Annotated in this window: 18 protein-coding genes; 13 read left to right on the top strand and 5 right to left on the bottom strand. The window is 32.4% G+C overall.

What is annotated here, in order from left to right; translation table 11 throughout:
* The first annotated feature begins 1 nt into the window (after position 1).
* Positions 2-1,279 (top strand): hydroxymethylglutaryl-CoA reductase, degradative, encoded by a 1,278-nt coding sequence (locus HMPREF2561_RS00470; protein ID WP_019835141.1) that lies wholly within the window; start codon positions 2-4, stop codon positions 1,277-1,279.
* A 73-nt stretch (positions 1,280-1,352) separates the two neighbouring features.
* Here HMPREF2561_RS00470 and HMPREF2561_RS00465 read toward each other — a convergent pair whose 3' ends face one another.
* Both HMPREF2561_RS00465 and HMPREF2561_RS00460 read right to left on the bottom strand, forming a co-directional pair.
* Positions 1,353-1,787 carry a CHAP domain-containing protein gene (locus tag HMPREF2561_RS00465; RefSeq protein WP_048762252.1) on the bottom strand — a complete coding sequence of 145 codons (435 nt, stop codon included), beginning with the start codon at positions 1,785-1,787 and terminating at the stop codon, positions 1,353-1,355.
* Positions 1,788-2,003: 216 nt separating this feature from the next.
* Positions 2,004-2,219, bottom strand: coding sequence for a sterile alpha motif-like domain-containing protein (locus tag HMPREF2561_RS00460; protein ID WP_002454831.1), 216 nt, complete (start codon positions 2,217-2,219; stop codon positions 2,004-2,006).
* Positions 2,220-2,443: 224 nt separating this feature from the next.
* Here HMPREF2561_RS00460 and HMPREF2561_RS00455 point away from each other — a divergent pair, with 224 nt between their 5' ends.
* The 5 genes from HMPREF2561_RS00455 to ptsG all read left to right on the top strand — a co-directional run bounded on the left by HMPREF2561_RS00455 (position 2,444) and on the right by ptsG (position 8,698).
* On the top strand, positions 2,444-3,328 hold the full coding sequence (locus HMPREF2561_RS00455) for a cidABC operon transcriptional activator CidR (protein WP_069723741.1): 885 nt from the start codon (positions 2,444-2,446) through the stop codon (positions 3,326-3,328).
* Between the two features lie 203 nt (positions 3,329-3,531).
* Entirely contained in the window at positions 3,532-3,921 is a 390-nt protein-coding gene (locus tag HMPREF2561_RS00450) for a CidA/LrgA family protein (protein WP_002449529.1), read from the top strand.
* Between the two features lie 2 nt (positions 3,922-3,923).
* Positions 3,924-4,610 carry an LrgB family protein gene (locus tag HMPREF2561_RS00445; protein ID WP_002449420.1) on the top strand — a complete coding sequence of 229 codons (687 nt, stop codon included), beginning with the start codon at positions 3,924-3,926 and terminating at the stop codon, positions 4,608-4,610.
* Positions 4,611-4,659: 49 nt separating this feature from the next.
* A complete protein-coding gene (locus HMPREF2561_RS00440; protein ID WP_017175069.1) occupies positions 4,660-6,399 on the top strand; it encodes a pyruvate oxidase in 1,740 nt (579 codons plus the stop codon).
* Positions 6,400-6,670: 271 nt separating this feature from the next.
* Entirely contained in the window at positions 6,671-8,698 is a 2,028-nt protein-coding gene (gene ptsG / locus HMPREF2561_RS00435; protein ID WP_017175068.1) for a glucose-specific PTS transporter subunit IIBC, read from the top strand.
* Between the two features lie 174 nt (positions 8,699-8,872).
* Here ptsG and HMPREF2561_RS00430 read toward each other — a convergent pair whose 3' ends face one another.
* Positions 8,873-9,925, bottom strand: coding sequence for a zinc-dependent alcohol dehydrogenase family protein (locus HMPREF2561_RS00430; RefSeq protein WP_049419628.1), 1,053 nt, complete (start codon positions 9,923-9,925; stop codon positions 8,873-8,875).
* Positions 9,926-10,131: 206 nt separating this feature from the next.
* Between HMPREF2561_RS00430 and HMPREF2561_RS00425 the strand changes: the two genes are divergently transcribed.
* A complete protein-coding gene (locus HMPREF2561_RS00425; RefSeq protein ID WP_017175066.1) occupies positions 10,132-10,458 on the top strand; it encodes a thioredoxin family protein in 327 nt (108 codons plus the stop codon).
* A 54-nt stretch (positions 10,459-10,512) separates the two neighbouring features.
* On the opposite strand, the gene HMPREF2561_RS00420 is transcribed toward HMPREF2561_RS00425, so the two are convergent.
* Entirely contained in the window at positions 10,513-11,475 is a 963-nt protein-coding gene (locus HMPREF2561_RS00420) for an L-lactate dehydrogenase (RefSeq protein WP_017175065.1), read from the bottom strand.
* Between the two features lie 161 nt (positions 11,476-11,636).
* Between HMPREF2561_RS00420 and HMPREF2561_RS00415 the strand changes: the two genes are divergently transcribed.
* Positions 11,637-12,614, top strand: coding sequence for an alpha/beta hydrolase fold domain-containing protein (locus HMPREF2561_RS00415; protein ID WP_048682925.1), 978 nt, complete (start codon positions 11,637-11,639; stop codon positions 12,612-12,614).
* A 281-nt stretch (positions 12,615-12,895) separates the two neighbouring features.
* Here HMPREF2561_RS00415 and HMPREF2561_RS00410 read toward each other — a convergent pair whose 3' ends face one another.
* On the bottom strand, positions 12,896-13,201 hold the full coding sequence (locus HMPREF2561_RS00410; protein ID WP_048762467.1) for a hypothetical protein: 306 nt from the start codon (positions 13,199-13,201) through the stop codon (positions 12,896-12,898).
* A 350-nt stretch (positions 13,202-13,551) separates the two neighbouring features.
* Between HMPREF2561_RS00410 and pgsB the strand changes: the two genes are divergently transcribed.
* From pgsB to HMPREF2561_RS00390, 5 genes are read left to right on the top strand one after another with little or no spacing between them, the layout of a single operon-like run.
* Positions 13,552-14,709 (top strand): poly-gamma-glutamate synthase PgsB, encoded by a 1,158-nt coding sequence (gene pgsB, locus HMPREF2561_RS00405; protein WP_017175062.1) that lies wholly within the window; start codon positions 13,552-13,554, stop codon positions 14,707-14,709.
* A gap of 1 nt (position 14,710) precedes the next feature.
* Complete coding sequence (gene pgsC / locus HMPREF2561_RS00400) at positions 14,711-15,163, top strand: poly-gamma-glutamate biosynthesis protein PgsC (RefSeq protein WP_017175061.1); 453 nt, start codon at positions 14,711-14,713, stop codon at positions 15,161-15,163.
* 23 nt (positions 15,164-15,186) lie between these two features.
* Positions 15,187-16,257 carry a CapA family protein gene (locus HMPREF2561_RS00395; protein ID WP_017175060.1) on the top strand — a complete coding sequence of 357 codons (1,071 nt, stop codon included), beginning with the start codon at positions 15,187-15,189 and terminating at the stop codon, positions 16,255-16,257.
* Entirely contained in the window at positions 16,247-16,408 is a 162-nt protein-coding gene (locus HMPREF2561_RS10830; protein ID WP_002488200.1) for a hypothetical protein, read from the top strand. Before HMPREF2561_RS00395 ends, HMPREF2561_RS10830 begins: the two co-directional genes overlap by 11 nt.
* Position 16,409: 1 nt before the next feature.
* Positions 16,410-18,008: a gamma-glutamyltransferase gene (locus tag HMPREF2561_RS00390; RefSeq protein WP_070468228.1), complete on the top strand. Its 1,599-nt coding sequence runs from the start codon at positions 16,410-16,412 to the stop codon at positions 18,006-18,008.
* Positions 18,009-18,076 lie beyond the last annotated feature (68 nt).

Raw genomic sequence — 18,076 nt, 5'->3', positions numbered from 1 at the left:
TATGAAAAGTTTAGATAAAAACTTTCGTCATTTATCAAGAGAAGATAAATTAAAACAATTAGTAGACTACGGGTGGTTAGATAAAACGAATTATCAAACATTATTAAGCAATCCAGTTATTGATGAGGAAGTGGCAAACAGTCTCATCGAAAATGTCATTGGCCAAGGCACATTACCAGTTGGATTATTACCTAAAATTATTGTAGATGAGAAAGAATATGTGGTACCTATGATGGTTGAAGAGCCATCAGTTGTTGCTGCTGCGAGTTATGGATCGAAACTTGTTAACCAAACTGGAGGATTTAAAACGATAAAAAGTGAACGCTTGATGATCGGACAAATCGTATTTGATGATGTTAAAGATACAGAAGACTTAACACAACGTATTCAAAAACAAGAAAACCAAATTAAACGTATTGCAGATGAAGCCTATCCTTCTATCATCCATCGTGGAGGTGGTTATCGTGGTATTGACATAGATGCATTTCCTAATGAACAGTTATTGTCTCTTAAAGTATTTGTTGATACTAAAGATGCGATGGGTGCAAATATGCTTAATACCATTTTAGAAGCAGTGACAGCCTATCTAAAAAATGAGTTAACAGATCAAGAGATATTAATGAGTATCTTATCTAATCATGCAACGTCTTCTGTTGTAAGGGTAGAAGGTGAGATTGATATCAATGATTTAAATCGCGGCGATTATTCTGGTGAAGAAGTAGCTAAGAGAATGGAACGTGCGTCAGTGCTTGCACAAGTCGATATTCATCGGGCAGCAACACATAACAAAGGAGTCATGAATGGAATTCATGCCGTTGTTCTAGCTACAGGTAATGATACACGAGGTGCTGAAGCAAGTGCGCATGCTTATGCAGCACGCGATGGTCAGTATAGAGGTATTGCTACGTGGAAATATGATGAAGCCCGAGGACGTCTTGTGGGCACAATTGAAGTACCGATGACTTTAGCCATTGTTGGCGGAGGAACGAAAGTATTACCAGTTGCGAAAGCGTCTTTAGACTTACTCAACGTTGAGTCTGCTAGAGAATTAGGACATGTAGTAGCTGCAGTAGGTTTAGCACAGAACTTTTCAGCTTGTAGAGCCCTTGTTTCAGAAGGTATTCAAAAAGGACATATGAGTTTGCAATATAAATCATTAGCGATTGTTGTAGGCGCTAAAGGTGAAGAAATTTCAAAAGTTGCTGAGCAACTCAAACAAGAACCTAAAGCGAATACTGAAGCGGCTGAACGCATTTTAAAATCAATACGCCAATCTTAAAAATAAGCCATGAGAATTTAGAAATGGAAGAGATTCCATCACTAAACTTTCATGGCTTATTATGTTGTGTCAATTAATAAATGTAATTGTAATTACGCGCAGCAGATGCACTAATATAACGCGTACTGTATGCTAGTGGACGGTTATAATTATATTCTGAAACAAGAATCTTTCCATTACTGTAAACACGTTCAACGATGGCCACATGACCGTAATATCCTGCAGTTGATTGCATAATAGCATAGCGTTTAGGCTTATGTCCTGTTCTATAACCAGCACGTTGAGCTCTATAGTACCAGTTTTTTGCATTGCCCCATTGATTTGAAACAGGTTTACCTAATTGAACACGGCGTTTATATGCCCACCAAGTACATTGATATTTATTATAATAATTATAACCAGCTGCTTTAGAAGTATGTGTATGTTCAACATTTTGATATGTATAAGTGCCAGTAAAAATAATTGTCGTAGCTAATATTAGACGTAAAATGAATGTTTTAATTTTCATTAAGTTCTCCTCAAAAATTAAATAATTTAAAATCTAAAATAATAATATTATTTAAAAAGTTGTAATACAATATAAGAAATGAATTATACAAATAACTGTAATACTTCTGAAATATACGTAATATATTGTAGCTAAATTTGTGCATAAAAAAGACGCCACAAGGGCGCCTTAGTGAGATGATACTTCCATGTAATGTATAACTACATTTTGTTGAAATCATACATCTGTGAATTGGTTAAAAACAGCTAATGCTCTTTTAACACTAGTCACTGGTATGTTTTCAAGACACGGATTTGTTCGAAAATATAGCAATATTTCGTTTTGGCTCTTCACGTCTTTAGGAAAAGTGTTATCTTGATTAATCCAATTTACCAATTCACCTAATGGTGTGTCATCGCCTATAAAATTTTGCATAAATTCGTAAAAGCTCAATTCATCACCTCATATTTGTTTGAGCCGATTTTGATTATAACATTTTTTGTAATTTGAAAATATAGTTTTGTTTATATGAAAAATAATTTATTTATAAATATTATTTTTCCATAAAGTATACATATTTGAGTAAGTTATCGAATGAATTCAAAATCTAATGAATTTACATTTTTCTTACAAAAATAATGTATAATAAAAAAAGAATTTTTTAAGAAGGTGAGCAATTGGATATCAAGCATATGAAATATTTTATGGAAGTTGTGAATCAAGGTGGTATGACGAATGCTTCTAAATCTTTATATATTGCTCAACCAACTATAAGTAAAGCAATAAAAGATATTGAAAATGAATTAGACATGCCTTTATTCGATCGACAAAAGCGTTATTTAGTTCTTACAGATGCAGGAAAAGTGTTTTATAAAAAATGTGAAGAGATTTTAGCATTATATGATAATATTCCAAATGAAATTAATGGCTTGCTTGGTTTAGAAACAGGTCATATTAATATTGGAATGTCAGCGGTGATGGATATGCAACAGTTTATTAATATTTTGGCGGAGTTTCATAAATTATATCCAAACGTTACCTATAGTCTTAATGAAAGTGGGGGTAAATCGATTGAAAATCGTTTGGTTAACGATCAAATAGACATTGGCATTACGACCATTCCTATAGATGAGAACACATTTGATTATGTGTCTTTATACAGTGAAGATTTAAGACTTATAGTGAGTGAAGAACATCAGTTAGCTAAGCGTTCATCTGTGACTATGGCTGACTTGAAAAATGAAGATTTTATATTATTCAATGAGGACTTTTATCTTAATGATAAAATTATAGCTGCTGCAAAAAATGCTGGTTTTATCCCAAATACAGTGTCCAATGTATCACAATGGAATTTCATTGAATATTTAGTAATAGCACGATTAGGCGTCAGTATTTTACCAGAACATATTGCCAAGATGTTAAAAGATGAGATTAAAAGTATAAAAATTGAAGACTCAGGTATGAGCTGGGAACTTGGAGCAATTTGGAAAAAAAATAAACTTTTAAGTTATGCAACGTCTAAATGGATACAATTTATGACTGAAAGATTAGAAAACAAATAAACAGTTCATTTTTTACAAATAGTGAAAAACCTTAACCTAGGTTTTTTCACTATTTTTTTATTTTTAAAACGGTTCCATAGAAAATAACTATAAGTTATATATAAAATCAATATTTTTATAATCTATCAATATAGATTACAATCTTGAATATAGACTAAAAAATCGCTGTAACAAATTCGACAAATTTATGGAGGTCAGTCGTTTTGAAAAAAGCATTAAATATTATAGAGATTATTCTTCAAATCGTATTGGTGGTAGCGATTAGTATTATAGGTTCACTGCTACAAAAATGGCTACATATACCATTAGCAGGAAGTATTATCGGTATGATATTATTTTATATTTTATTACATTTTAAAATTATTCGTGTTGAATGGGTTTCTAAAGGAGCCGACTTCTTATTAACTACAATGGTCTTCTTCTTTATTCCTTCAGTTGTAGGAATTATGGATATTGTTTCTAATATCACTACAAGTTATATTATTTTCTTCCTCTTGATTATTATTGGTACAAGCTGTGTGGCACTTGTTTCTGGATTTATTGCTGAAACAATGTCTAAGAAAAAACCTCATACTAAGAAAGGAAATCATTAAAAATGGATATATTAAAAGGCGTTTTAATGATATTATTAACTGTTGTAATGTATAAACTTGCTCAAATATTACAACGTAAATATAATAACCCATTATTGAATCCAGCATTAATCGGTTCACTTGGAATAATTATTGTTTTACTTTTAACACGTCAAAACTATCACGATTACATGATTGGCGGTCAATGGATTAACCATCTATTAAATGCCACTGTTGTATGTCTTGCTTATCCACTTTATAAAAATAAAGATAAGATTGTAGAAAATATTGGGGTCATTTTTTCAAGCGTCATGGCTGGCGTGATATTGAATTTTGTGTTAGTGTTTAGTTCGTTAAAGTTATTAGGTTACTCAGAAGAAACAATCGTAACTATACTACCTAGATCAATTACAGCTGCTGTAGGAATTGAAGTCTCTCAAGAACTTGGAGGTACAGATACGATTACAGTACTGTTTATCATTACTACTGGATTGATAGGTAGTATGATGGGTTCAATGCTACTTAAGGTTGGTCAATTTAAAACATCAATCGCGAGAGGTTTAACATATGGAAATGCATCACATGCTTTTGGAACTGCAAAAGCGTTAGAACACGACATCGAATCTGGCGCATTTAGCTCAATTGGAATGATTTTAACAGCAGTTATTAGTTCAATTCTTATTCCAATTATGATTAAGTTGTTTTACTAAAGGGAATACAGAAACAAATTGTATATTTAGGAAAGGGGCTATTTAATCAATGGCGAAGATTAAAGCAAATGAAGCATTAGTTAAAGCATTACAAGCTTGGGATATTGATCACTTATGGGGTATTCCAGGTGACTCAGTTGATGCAGTAGTAGATAATTTAAGAACAGTTAGAGATACTTTCAAATTTTATCATGTACGTCATGAAGAAGTTGCAAGCTTATCAGCTGCAGCATATACAAAGTTAACAGGTAAAATCGGTGTAGCTTTAAGTATTGGTGGACCTGGGGTTGTTCACTTATTAAATGGTATGTATGACGCTAAAATGGACCGTGTACCTCAACTTATTATTACAGGTCAAACGAATAGTACATTATTAGGTACAAAATTCTTCCAAGAAACTAACATTTCTAAAATGGTTGACGACGTAGCAGTATTCCATCATCAAGTTCAAAAAGGTGATGACTTATTTGAAATTACAAACGAAGCGATTCGTACTGCATATGAAAAAAATGGTGTAGCAGTTATTATTTGTCCAAATGACCTATTAACTCAAAAAATTAAAGACACTACACATCGTCCAGTAGATACGTCTAGACCAGTGTTACCAACACCATCTTATCGTAGCATTAAAAAAGCTGCCAAATTAATTAACAAAAGTAAAAAACCAGTTATGCTTGTTGGTGTAGGTGCAAAAAATGCTTCAACTGAATTACAAGACTTCATTGAAGCAGCTAAAATCCCTGTAATTCATACATTACCAGCTAAAACTGTTTTACCTGATTCACATCCATACAGTGTGGGTAACTTAGGTAAAATTGGTACAAAAACGTCTTACCAAACTATTCAAGATGCTGATTTATTAATTATGGCTGGTACTAACTTCCCTTATGCAAATTACTTACCTAAGAAAAATATTAAAGCGATTCAAATCGACACAAATCCAAACGTAATCGGTGAACGTTTCGATATTAATGTTGGTATTGTTGGCGACGTTAAATTAGCATTCCATCAATTAACTGAAGCAATCAAACCAGTACCTCGTCGTTCATTCTTAGACAAGACGTTAAAACGTAAAGCTGTATGGGATAAATGGATGGAAAAAGACATGAATAATACAAGTGCTCCAATTCGTCCAGAACGCTTAATGAAAGCTATCAATGATTACAGTAAAGATGACGCTGTATACTCAATCGATGTTGGTACTTCAACTGTTTGGGGTACACGTTACTTAGACTTAAATGTTAATAATAAATTTATTATCTCAGCATGGTTAGGTACAATGGGTTGCGGTCTTCCAGGTGCCCTTGCTTCTAATATTGCTTACCCAGGTCGTCAAGCAATTGCAATTACTGGTGACGGTGCATTCCAAATGGTAATGCAAGACTTCGCAACTGCTGTTCAATACGATTTACCAATGACAATTTTCGTATTAAATAACAAGCAATTATCATTCATCAAATATGAACAACAAGCTGCTGGTGAATTAGAATATGCCATCGACTTCTCTGATATGGATCATGCTAAATTCGCTGAAGCTGCTGGTGGTAAAGGTTATGTATTAAAAGACCCTAACCGTATTGATGAAATTGTTGAAGCAGCATTAAATGAAAATGTACCAACTGTTGTTGATGTACATGTTGATCCAAACGCTGCGCCATTACCAGGTCAAATCGTTAACGAAGAAGCATATGGTTATGGTAAATGGGCTTACAGATCTATCACAGAAGACAAAGAATTTGACTTCGATAAAGTACCACCAATCTCTGTAGCTGCTAAACGTTTCTTATAAGACATAGATTCGACACACTGACGAAAGTAATGCTTTTGTCAGTGTTTTTTTTATAAATAATTAAATTATAAAAAATGTAAAATATTAGTAAAAAAGATATTGAAAACGTTTTATATTATAGGTATAATTAAATTGTTAAAAAAGAACTGCGTGTTACTATTCGATTAGGCATGAGCAGATAAGCTATCATTATTTTTGTCATAAATGATGGGCTTATTTGGTCATGCTTTTTTAATGCGTAAAAAAGATATATTGAAAGGATTGAATCAAAATGTTTAAAAAGCTATTTGGACAATTGCAACGTATTGGTAAAGCATTGATGTTACCTGTGGCAATCTTGCCTGCAGCTGGATTATTACTAGCAATTGGAACAGCTTTTCAAGGTGAAGCATTACAGCATTATCTTCCATTTATTAAAAATGGAGTAATTCAAAATATTGCTAACATGATGACAGGTGCTGGTGGTATTATTTTTGATAACTTACCTATCATTTTTGCACTCGGTGTAGCAATAGGACTAGCAGGTGGAGATGGTGTAGCAGCCATTGCAGCTTTTGTCGGATTTATTATTATGAATAAAACAATGGGAGCATTCTTAAATGTTACGCCAGCACAATTGGAAGACCCATCTAAAGGATTCGCAAATGTTTTAGGCATACCTACACTTCAAACTGGAGTGTTTGGTGGGATTATTATAGGGGCTCTAGCAGCTTGGTGTTATAACAAATTTTATAATATTTCCTTACCATCGTATTTAGGGTTCTTTGCGGGTAAACGTTTTGTGCCGATTATGATGGCAACGACATCGTTTATTTTAGCTTTCCCAATGGCTTGGATTTGGCCATTCATTCAAAATGGATTAAATGCATTTAGTACAGGTTTGTTAGAATCTAATACTGGATTGGCAGTATTCTTATTTGGATTTATTAAACGATTACTTATTCCATTTGGTTTACATCATATTTTCCATGCGCCATTCTGGTTTGAATTTGGTTCTTGGAAAAATGCAGCTGGAGAAATTATTCGAGGAGATCAACGTATTTTTATTGAGCAAATACGTGAAGGTGTTCATTTAACTTCAGGTAAATTCATGCAAGGTGAATTTCCTGTTATGATGTTTGGATTACCAGCAGCAGCATTAGCAATTTATCAAACAGCTAAACCTGAGAATAAAAAGGTAGTTGGAGGTTTGATGTTATCAGCAGCTTTAACATCATTCTTAACTGGTATTACTGAACCGTTAGAATTTTCATTCTTATTCGTAGCACCATTATTATTCTTTATTCATGCAGTACTTGATGGATTATCATTTTTAACACTTTATCTACTACATTTACATCTAGGATATACATTCTCTGGAGGATTCATAGATTTTGTTTTATTAGGTATTCTTCCAAATAAAACACCATGGTGGTTAGTGATTCCAGTAGGATTAGTTTACGCTGTTATTTATTATGTTGTATTTAGATTCTTAATTGTTAAATTCAACTTTAAAACGCCAGGTCGTGAAGATAAACAAGCCTCTGTAGCTAATACATCTGCAAGTAAATTACCTTTTGATGTGTTAGATGCAATGGGCGGTAAAGAAAATATCAAGCATTTAGATGCTTGTATTACACGTTTACGTGTTGAAGTCAATGATAAGTCTAAAGTAGACGTTGAAGGACTAAAAGCTCTTGGTGCTTCAGGGGTGCTTGAAGTAGGAAATAATATGCAAGCGATTTTTGGTCCTAAATCAGATCAAATTAAACATGATATGGCACGCATTATGAATGGAGACATCACAAAACCTAGTGAAACCACTGTGACTGAAGATACATCAGATGAGCCAGTACAGTTGGAAGAGGTAAAAGAAACGGATATCTATGCACCAGGTACGGGTCATATCATTCCATTATCTGAAGTTCCAGATAAAGTATTCTCGGAAAAAATGATGGGTGACGGTATTGGATTTGTTCCTGAAAAAGGCGAAATTGTAGCACCATTTGATGGTACAGTTAAAACAATTTTCCCAACGAAACATGCCATCGGTTTAGAATCTGATACAGGAATTGAAGTATTAATTCATATTGGTATCGATACAGTGAAATTGAATGGTGAAGGCTTCGAAAGTTTAGTTGATGTCAATGAACCTGTTACACAAGGTCAACCATTAATGAAGATTAATTTAGCATACTTAAAAGAACATGCGCCAAGTGTTGTCACACCAGTGATTATTACAAATCAAGATGATAAAACATTAACATTCGATGATGTTGATTCAGTAGATCCTGGTAAGCGTATTATGACAATTAAATAATAAAACAAGCCTGGGACATCATATGTGTCTCAGGCATTTTTAATGTATTGGCGGTCGATGACTGAATTGAAAAGGTGTTGTCTCAAGGTTTTCAATGCTAGTTCTCTTTGCTATAGTAGGGCGACGAATTCAAAAAGAAATCTTTCTCTTTTATTTTTTATTTAATACACAACATTATTTAGTTATATCATTCTCAATTAATAATTTGATTGCTTTATGATCTGTAGCATTTCTAAATAAGTCATAAGCATTTTCAATGTCGCTTAATTTACTATAATGTGTCACGAGTTGTTCAGGTTGAATGATTTTAGATTTGAGTGCTTCCAACAATTCTTCAGTGGTATTAGCAGAAACTAAACCAGTTGTAACGTTGATATTTTTAATCCATAATTTTTCGATATCAAATTGAACGGGTAAGCCGTGAACACCAACATTAGCAATTGTTCCATCGACGCCAATCAACTTTTGACATAAATCAAATGTTGCTGGAATACCAACTGCTTCAATAGCAACATCGACGCCACGATGATTGATATCTTTGATTTGTTTAATTGCTTCATTCACATTACTAGAATTAATTGTATGAGTCGCTCCAAATTTTTTGGCTGTAGCTAAACGATGATCATCTAAATCAATCATAATTATTTTTGAAGGTGAGTAGAATTGAGCAGTTAATAAAGAAGCTAATCCAACTGGTCCAGCACCTACAATAGCAACAGTGCTACCAGGTTTTACTTTTCCTTTTAATACACCAATTTCATAACCAGTCGGTAAAATATCTGAAAGCATCACGAGTGCTTCATCAGGTAAAGAAGTAGGAGCATGATATAAAGAATTATCTGCAAAAGGGACTTTCACATATTCTGCTTGCGTACCATCAACAAGATGACCTAATATCCATCCACCGCCATTTTCACAATGAGCATAGATACCTTTTTTACAGTAATAACATTTGCCACAAGATGAGATACAAGACACAATGACTTTATCGCCGACTTTGAAGTTATTGACATTCGAACCAACAGATTCAACAATACCAATACCTTCGTGACCTAATGTAGTATATTGAGGAACTTCAGGTGTGTCTCCTTTAATAATATGTAAGTCAGTACCACAAATTGTTGTTTTGACCATTCTAATAATAGCGTCAGTACTTTCCGTAACAACTGGTTTTTCTTTATCGACGAGCTTAGCTACGCCAGGTTTTTCATAGATGTAAGCTTTCATGTTGATTCCTCCAATATAAATTGTGAATTATTTCACAAACATTATAACATTAATTTAATAAGATGTATTCTATTTTGAAGAGAAAATCATTGAACTATTGTTGAACGTATTTAACAAGAGGATTTAGATGAAAAAATAAGTGTAACATCGTAAAATAAGTATGTATAAGAGAACGAGACCGTTAAATTAAATAAGTAGGTGAAAATATGACTAAAAATATTGAAAGTATTGAACAATTTCATCAATTTATTCAAACGCATCGATTAGTAGTGATTCATGTTATGCGGAATCATTGTTCAGTATGTCATGCGGTATTGCCACAAATTGAAGATATCGTCAATGATTATTCTAAAGTCCATTTTGCTGTTATCAATCAATCTAATGTAGAAGCTATTGCGGGAGAACTATCTATATTTACTGTTCCAGTGGATTTAATATTTTTGGACGGAAAAGAAATGCATCGACAAGCGCGTTTTATTGATATGCAAGATTTTGAGCACCAATTAAGTTTAATGCATGAGAGTTTAAAATAAGTTAAGAAAGCCTAAACACGATAAATGAATTGTTGTGTTTAGGCTCTTTTATTACTATTTATTTAAAATTGATTCAATGAGAGCATCAGCACGTTGTTGATGCTCTAAAATAATATGACTTGATTGTTTGAAACGAGTAAGTTCATCTTCTTCCAATTTCAGTTCAATGACACGATCAGCACCATTACCGTTAATCACTGTTGGCGTTCCAATATAAAGGTCATTTAGTCCATATTCACCTTCAAGATAACTTGAAACATTCATAATCACATTTTTATTAAATAAAATAGCTTCTACAATACGTACTAAACTTAATGATATACCAAAGTTTGTAGTACCTTTTCGAACGTAAATATCATATCCCACTTGAGTGGTTTGCGAAGCGATAGATTGTTTGAACGTGGTTTGGTCTACTCCTTTATTCAGTAAATCAAGGACAGGTTCACCGGCAATTTGAGCATGAGACCAAACAGCTACTTGAGAATCGCCGTGTTCGCCAATAACAGGCGCATAGACATTTTGTGGTGCCACATCAAACGTGCGACTTAAGAAAAATTCGAAGCGAGCTGTATCTAATGAAGTTCCTGATCCAATAATTTTATTCTTAGGAAATTGAGACACACGTTTTATAACATAACTCATAATATCGACTGGATTAGATGGAAGTACAAAATAACCATCGAAACCATGAGCAATGACTTTTTGAATCATAGGCACAAAGATATTCACATTATCTTCTAATAATTTTAAACGTGTGTCACCTTTATCTAATTTTGCACTTGCACAGATCACGACGATATCAGCATCACTACAATCACTATACGAACCAAGATGTACATCTACAAACTTATCACCAAAAGGTGTAGCATGATTTAAATCCCATACATCTGCTTTTGCTTTATCTTCATCAATATCAATAATAGCTAGTTCATCGACTAGTCCTTTAGCTACAACTGCATGTGCAAACGCAGAACCTACGAATCCACTACCAATCAGCACAATTTTATTTCTTTTCATTCAGCATAACCTACTTTCTAAAATAGAATAAAAATTCTGATAATTATATTTAGAATAGCACTTATCACTACTTTTTTAAATATTTAAAAGTTGAATAAGCGATTTACTAAAATATAACGACTCTGAGGTATATAATAATATAGAGTATAGGAGGTCAAAAGATGAAAAAACGATTATTAACCGTAGCGACATCTGCAATTCTTGGAACTTTAGCTTACATTAAAGTAAAAGAAAAACGCAGTTATCAAAGCTTTATTACTGAAAAATATATTCGTATGTCTGGAATGAAAAAAACATTTGAAAATACGAATGATGCTAAAAAAGCATTAGAGGAAGTTAAACCTTTAACAGCTGGTAAATATGATGGGACGGATTATGAATTTAAACATCGTGCGCATACTAGAAGTATTAATGGATCTGTCACATATATTGTTAATGATAAAAGAGAACCTCATCAAGATGTTGTGCTTTACATTCATGGTGGTGCTTGGTTCCAAGATCCATTAGATAATCATTTTGATTTTATTGATCAACTTGCAGGAGAATTGGATGCACGAGTGATTATGCCTGTTTATCCTAAAGTACCTCACAGAGACTATCGAACAACATTTGAATTACTAAAAAATATTTATCAAAAAGAAATATTGGAAGTTGAAAATCCGCAACATATGACGATAATGGGAGATTCAGCAGGCGGTCAAATCGCTTTATCATTTGCACAATATCTTAAAAAAGAAACACAATTACCACAACCAGGACATATTGTGATGCTGTCTCCAGTTCTTGATGCAACATTTAGTAATCCTGAAGCTAAAAAATATGAAAAAGTAGATCCTATGCTAGGAATTGAAGGAAGTAAATATTTCATTCAATTATGGTCTGGTGATACGCCAATAGAAGACTATAAAATATCGCCAATTAACGGAGATTTAGAGGGTCTTGGTCGTATATCTATTTTTATAGGCACAAAAGAAACGTTATATCCAGATGCATTAAAGCTCTCTAAAATGTTAAATGATAAAGGAATTGAACATGATTTTACACCTGGTTATAACTTATTCCATATTTATCCTATTTTCCCATTACCAGAACGTCAAAAGTTCTTTACACAACTGAAAAATATAATGGGAAAAGATTAAATACTAGTTTGAACATTGGTGTTATTTTTAAAAGCACTCGAATAAAGAATAAAACATCTATGATAGCACATATGACTAGGCTGTTTTTTTAAAAAGATAATAATAAAATAATGAGTAAAATGAATATCATTCTAAGAATTTGAAATGCATTGAAAATCGAATGTTTAGGTTGTAAAATTTCAGCAAAATTCAATAAAAACATGTCACTTATTAATAGTCTAGCAGTAAGTAACATATTAATTCGCATTTTATATAAACATAAAAACAGATACTAACTTGTATTATTCTCTAGAGTTAGTATCTGTTTCTTTATATTCAGTATTAATAGTATCGTTATGTGAAGATAGGGCATCTTCTTTTTCTATTTCAGTAAAATTTGAAGTCGAATGTGGTGATTTGTTTTTATTGATTGTCTCGTGAGAAGATTGAGAACTGTTGTTGATATAACGATGATCAGTATCTAATACAGAATTACTCATGTCATTTCCTTGTAGACTGCCAATCAAAATAAAGATGAGATAACTAGAACAAGCCAGTAAAACTAAAGAAAGATAAATGCCAACTGCAATTTTAACAGGTTTAGCCATAGATTTATCCATTTATGTCCTCCTAGAGTCATAGCAATGTTTACTTATAAACTAACATGAGAGTTTTAAGTAAATGTAAATAATAAGTAAATATTTATCGATTTACTATTAATAAATGTAAGGTAATTAAATTTGTCGATATTAATTTGAAATAATCAATAATTTATTCGAGAAAATATTGATATTCTATTAACTTTTTTATAATTTTATACTATTTTTAACTGAATATTTACATTTTTAAAACTGACTAAATATTAAGATGATAGCATACTCTTATTAAAGTGTTTAACGCATTCATTAAGATAATATTAAATGAAAGAAAAAATATGTTTAAAGAGAGGGACTTCAGTTTGATTCTCATTATCATTTGTATCGCTTTGATATTATTTCTAGGAATTAGAGAGAAAAAGCGACATACACACCGTTTAAATAAGATTCCTCTACGAATAAATATTAATGGTATTCGTGGTAAATCAACTATTACAAGAATGATTTATAGTATTTTGCGAGAAGATCAATATCATGTCATTGGTAAAACAACAGGCACTGATGCCAGAATGTTGTATTGGTTTACAGAGAAAGAATATCCTGTCCTTAGAAAACCGCAAGGCGCCAACATAGGAGAACAAAGAGACATTGTGCAAAAAGTAGTTAAGCAAAAAGGCAATGCGCTTGTTAATGAATGTATGGCAGTGAATCCAGATTATCAAATTGTCTTTCAAGAAGATTTAGTAAAAGCGAATATTGGTGTCATTGTCAATGTTATGGAAGACCATATGGACGTATTAGGGCCGACACTTCAAGATATTGCTCAAGCATTTACTGCAACGATTCCCCGAAATGGAAAATTAGTAGTCATGAAGGATGAGTTTACAGACTTTTTTGCTAAGGAAGCTAAAAAACGTAAAACTGAACTTATTGTTGTAGATAAAAATGATATACCTGAATCATACTTAAGGAAATTTAATTATTTAGTATTTCCTGATAATGTCGCTATCGCTTTAGGTGTAGCGCAAGCTGTAGGAGTTGAAAAAGACGTTGCACTGCGCGGCATGTTAAATGCACCTCCTGATCCAGGAGCGGTTGAAATTAAATATTTTAATGCAAATAACACAAAAAATGTATTTGTTAATGCGTTTGCTGCTAATGAGCCTCAGTCTACGAAAGCGATATTAAATAAAGTAGAATCATACGATTATCCTTATACAAAAAAAGTAGTGATTCTTAACTGTCGTTCTGACAGGGTGGATCGAACGCGACAGTTCGTTGAGAATTTTATTGAGGACGTCGAATTCGATACCTTAATTTGTACAGGAAAAAGCACGCAAATGGTTACAGATTTAATGCAACATCTACCTGAAAAAACATACATAAACCTTGAAAATCATGATTTTTCAGATATAGAAAAAGCGATTCTTAGTGAATCACATCAGGCACTCATATTTTGTGTTGGAAATATTCATGGTCCAGGTGGAAAAATAGCAGAATTTATAGAAGGGATAGAATAAAATGATAGGTTCGGAATTATACTTTTCCCTATTTGTTGGTATTGTATTAAGTTTAATTTTTGCAGAAAAATTTGGGATTAATCCCGCAGGTCTTGTTGTACCTGGTTATTTAGCACTTATTTTTGATCAACCCATTATGTTACTATCTGTGTTGGTCATTAGTTGTCTCACTTATTTTATTGTTACGTTTGGTATTAGTAGATGGGTCATTCTTTATGGTAGACGTAAATTTGCAGCGATGATTTTAACTGGTATGGTTCTAAAATTTGTTTTTGATTTAATTTATCCACTCACTCCATTTGAAGTTGTAGAGGTTTCAGGTATCGGAGTTGTTATTCCTGGTATTATTGCCAATACCATTCAAAAACAAGGTGTTGTAATTACATTAGCTACGACAATGTTATTAACATGTATTACTTATGTCATCTTGTTCTTATATAGCTTTATTAATTAATCGCGAGCGAGGAGCGCATAATAATGAAAAAGAAAAAACGATTATCAGCGAGCGAATGGTTACTTAAGCAATCGAAACGACATAAACGAAGAAACTTTTTGTATACGTTTATTGTCTTAGTTATCACAGTAGTACTTCTAATTTTTGCTATTCGAGCTGTTAAAGTTGAACCTGTAGAGGCGATGCCACATTCGGGTAATAGTATTAGAAATACATATTTAGGAAATATCACTTTGAATAATGACATCAGAAAAGTCAATTTAAATGATGTTTTTAAAAGTTTAAGACAGCCATTACAACAAAGTGATTTTTCCACAGCTTCTTTATATGTGAACCAATTTTCTAAAAATCCTAAAGAAAATATAAACAAAAACATAGAAAACATTATGTTTTTAAAAAAACAAAATATTAAAAGTATCAATTTAATTAATAGCACTATAGATAATGTACAAGCGCAAGATTTATCCAAAAAAGTTGAAGCACAAACAGATTATAATTTTTTAACTGGAAATGGTTCGAATCCAATTAATAGTAAAACAGTGCAACAAAAAGTTAAAAATAAAAAAGTCGCTAATGTTTCGTTCACAGATATTGAATCGTATTATGAAGATCCTTTAAAAAATACGACATCTATTAGCTTAGATCCCAAAATTTTTGTACCATTAATTAAAAACTTAAAGGAAAACAATGATCTTGTAGTTGTGAACGTAGATTGGGGGATTCCTAACGAACGTAATGTAACAGATCGCCAAAAAGCTTATGCCCATGCATTAGTTGATGCAGGTGCAGATGTAATCATTGGCCATAATACAGTTATACAAAGTATTGAGAAATATAAACATGCTAGTATTTTTTATAGTTTAGGAAATTTAACCTCTGCTGATTTTCTATCAAAAAATCAAAAAAGTATAGTTGTTCAACATGATTGGGATGGTCAGCATCATCAATTTCAAATTACACCTGTTCGCTCTGCAGATGGAAAATTAACAAAAGATCATATGAATAGTATGGAGTCACAACGTTATTACAATAATATTAAAGATAAAACAATTCATCTGAAAGAAAAGAATGGGGGGTATTCTTTTGAATATTAAACAACATTGGTTACCTATTGTTACAACACTCATTATTATTGCTATTTTATTAATGGTTACATTTGCTAGAGCAAATGAAGGTCTCGATAATTACGAAAAAAATGAATTAAATAAAGCCACGGAGCAATATTTATCTAAAGGGGCCAAGTAGTATGAATATCTATAATAAAGTGACACTATCAGTCATTTTAGTGATTACAATTTTAATCTCATTTATATTTTATTTTTTTAATAAAGAAGATAAACTTGATAAAGATGATCTATATGAAAATAAGATTGCTAACCGTAAATCAGCAACCTCTGATGAGCAAAAAACGTATGGTGTCGCTTCAAACAATGCGATCGCAACACGTGTAGGTAATAAAATTATTGAAGATGGTGGTAATGCAGTTGACGCAGCGGAAGGTGTCGCATACGCGCTTGCAGTAACAGAACCTCATTCATCTGGATTAGGTGGTGGCGGCGCTACACTTACATACGATGGTAAAAATGGTGAAGAACCTCGCATGTATGAATATAAAACAACATCTTCATTTAATTACAAAAAGGGAGATAAAATAGGGACACCTGGTTTTGTACGCGGTTTACATGATATGCATGAAAAAGAAGGTAAAATGGATGAGAAAAAAATCTTAAACTATGTCATTCCATTAGCTGAAGATGGCTTTGAAGTAGATTCAGAGTTAGAACGTAGCTTGAAATTATTTGGTTCTGACATTGATCGAAACTCTCCCTTCTTTAAAGGCAAGCGTACAGTTCGTGAAGGTGCAATTGTAAAACAACCTACTTTAGCAAATACTTTAAAGAAAATTCGAGATAAAGGACCGGATTATTTTTATAATCATATTGGAAAAAGTTTATCTAAACAATTAAAAAATCAACTCACTGAAGAGGATTTTAAACAAGTAAAAACAGAAGAAAAGAAACCTATTAGTACAAAATATTTAAACAATACTGTTTATGCTGCATCTAACCCATTAGGTGGAATCTTAATGGAACAAGGTCTGAAGATTGATGAAAGCGTAAATTCTGCAAATGATCGTACAGATTATATTACAGGGATTGTCAAATCTCGTGATATTATGTATCGAAATAGAGATATTGTTAACGGTAAAGAATCTAGTAGCAATACCTACTTATCTCAAGATTATTTACTAGATAAGATTAACGGTATCAATTTTGATGAACAAGGTAGTGACTTCAATACACAACGTATTGATAATACAAGTACAACACACTTTGTAGTGATTGATAAGAACGGTAAGTTAGCAAGTACTACAAATACATTATCAAGCTTCTTTGGAACAGGTAAATATGTTAAAGAAGGTTTTTATATGAACAACTCGCTAACAAACTTTTCAACAGATCCAAACAGTCCAAACTATGGTGAGAAACATAAAGCACCACGTTCTTATACGTCACCTACTATTATTGTTGGACCCGACTTCTATATGGGTATTGGTTCGCCTGGAGGAAATAAAATTCCAACGATTCTTAATGAAGTCATTGTAGATTATTTAAGAGGAAATGGGACGTTACAAGAATCTATTAATAAGCCACGTTTTTATAATGATGGTGGAACAATCTTCTATGAAAATGCTATGGATGATAATGATGTCAATATTTTCAAAAGTCTAGGTTTCGGTGTAGAAGAAAAACGTAACGATCCTAACTTTGGTAGTGTTCAAGGTGCGGTTTATAACAAGCAAGATAGAACAGTGGAAGTTGGACAAGATGTAGGAAATAGATAATAAAAAGGGACAAAAATCAATCGGTTTTTGTCCTTTTTTTATTTACTTAAAATAAGTATTGAAATAAT

This window comes from Staphylococcus sp. HMSC069E10 (assembly GCF_001809205.1).
Taxonomy (GTDB): Bacteria; Bacillota; Bacilli; order Staphylococcales; family Staphylococcaceae; genus Staphylococcus; species Staphylococcus hominis.
This window is presented reverse-complemented; position numbering and strand designations above follow the sequence as displayed.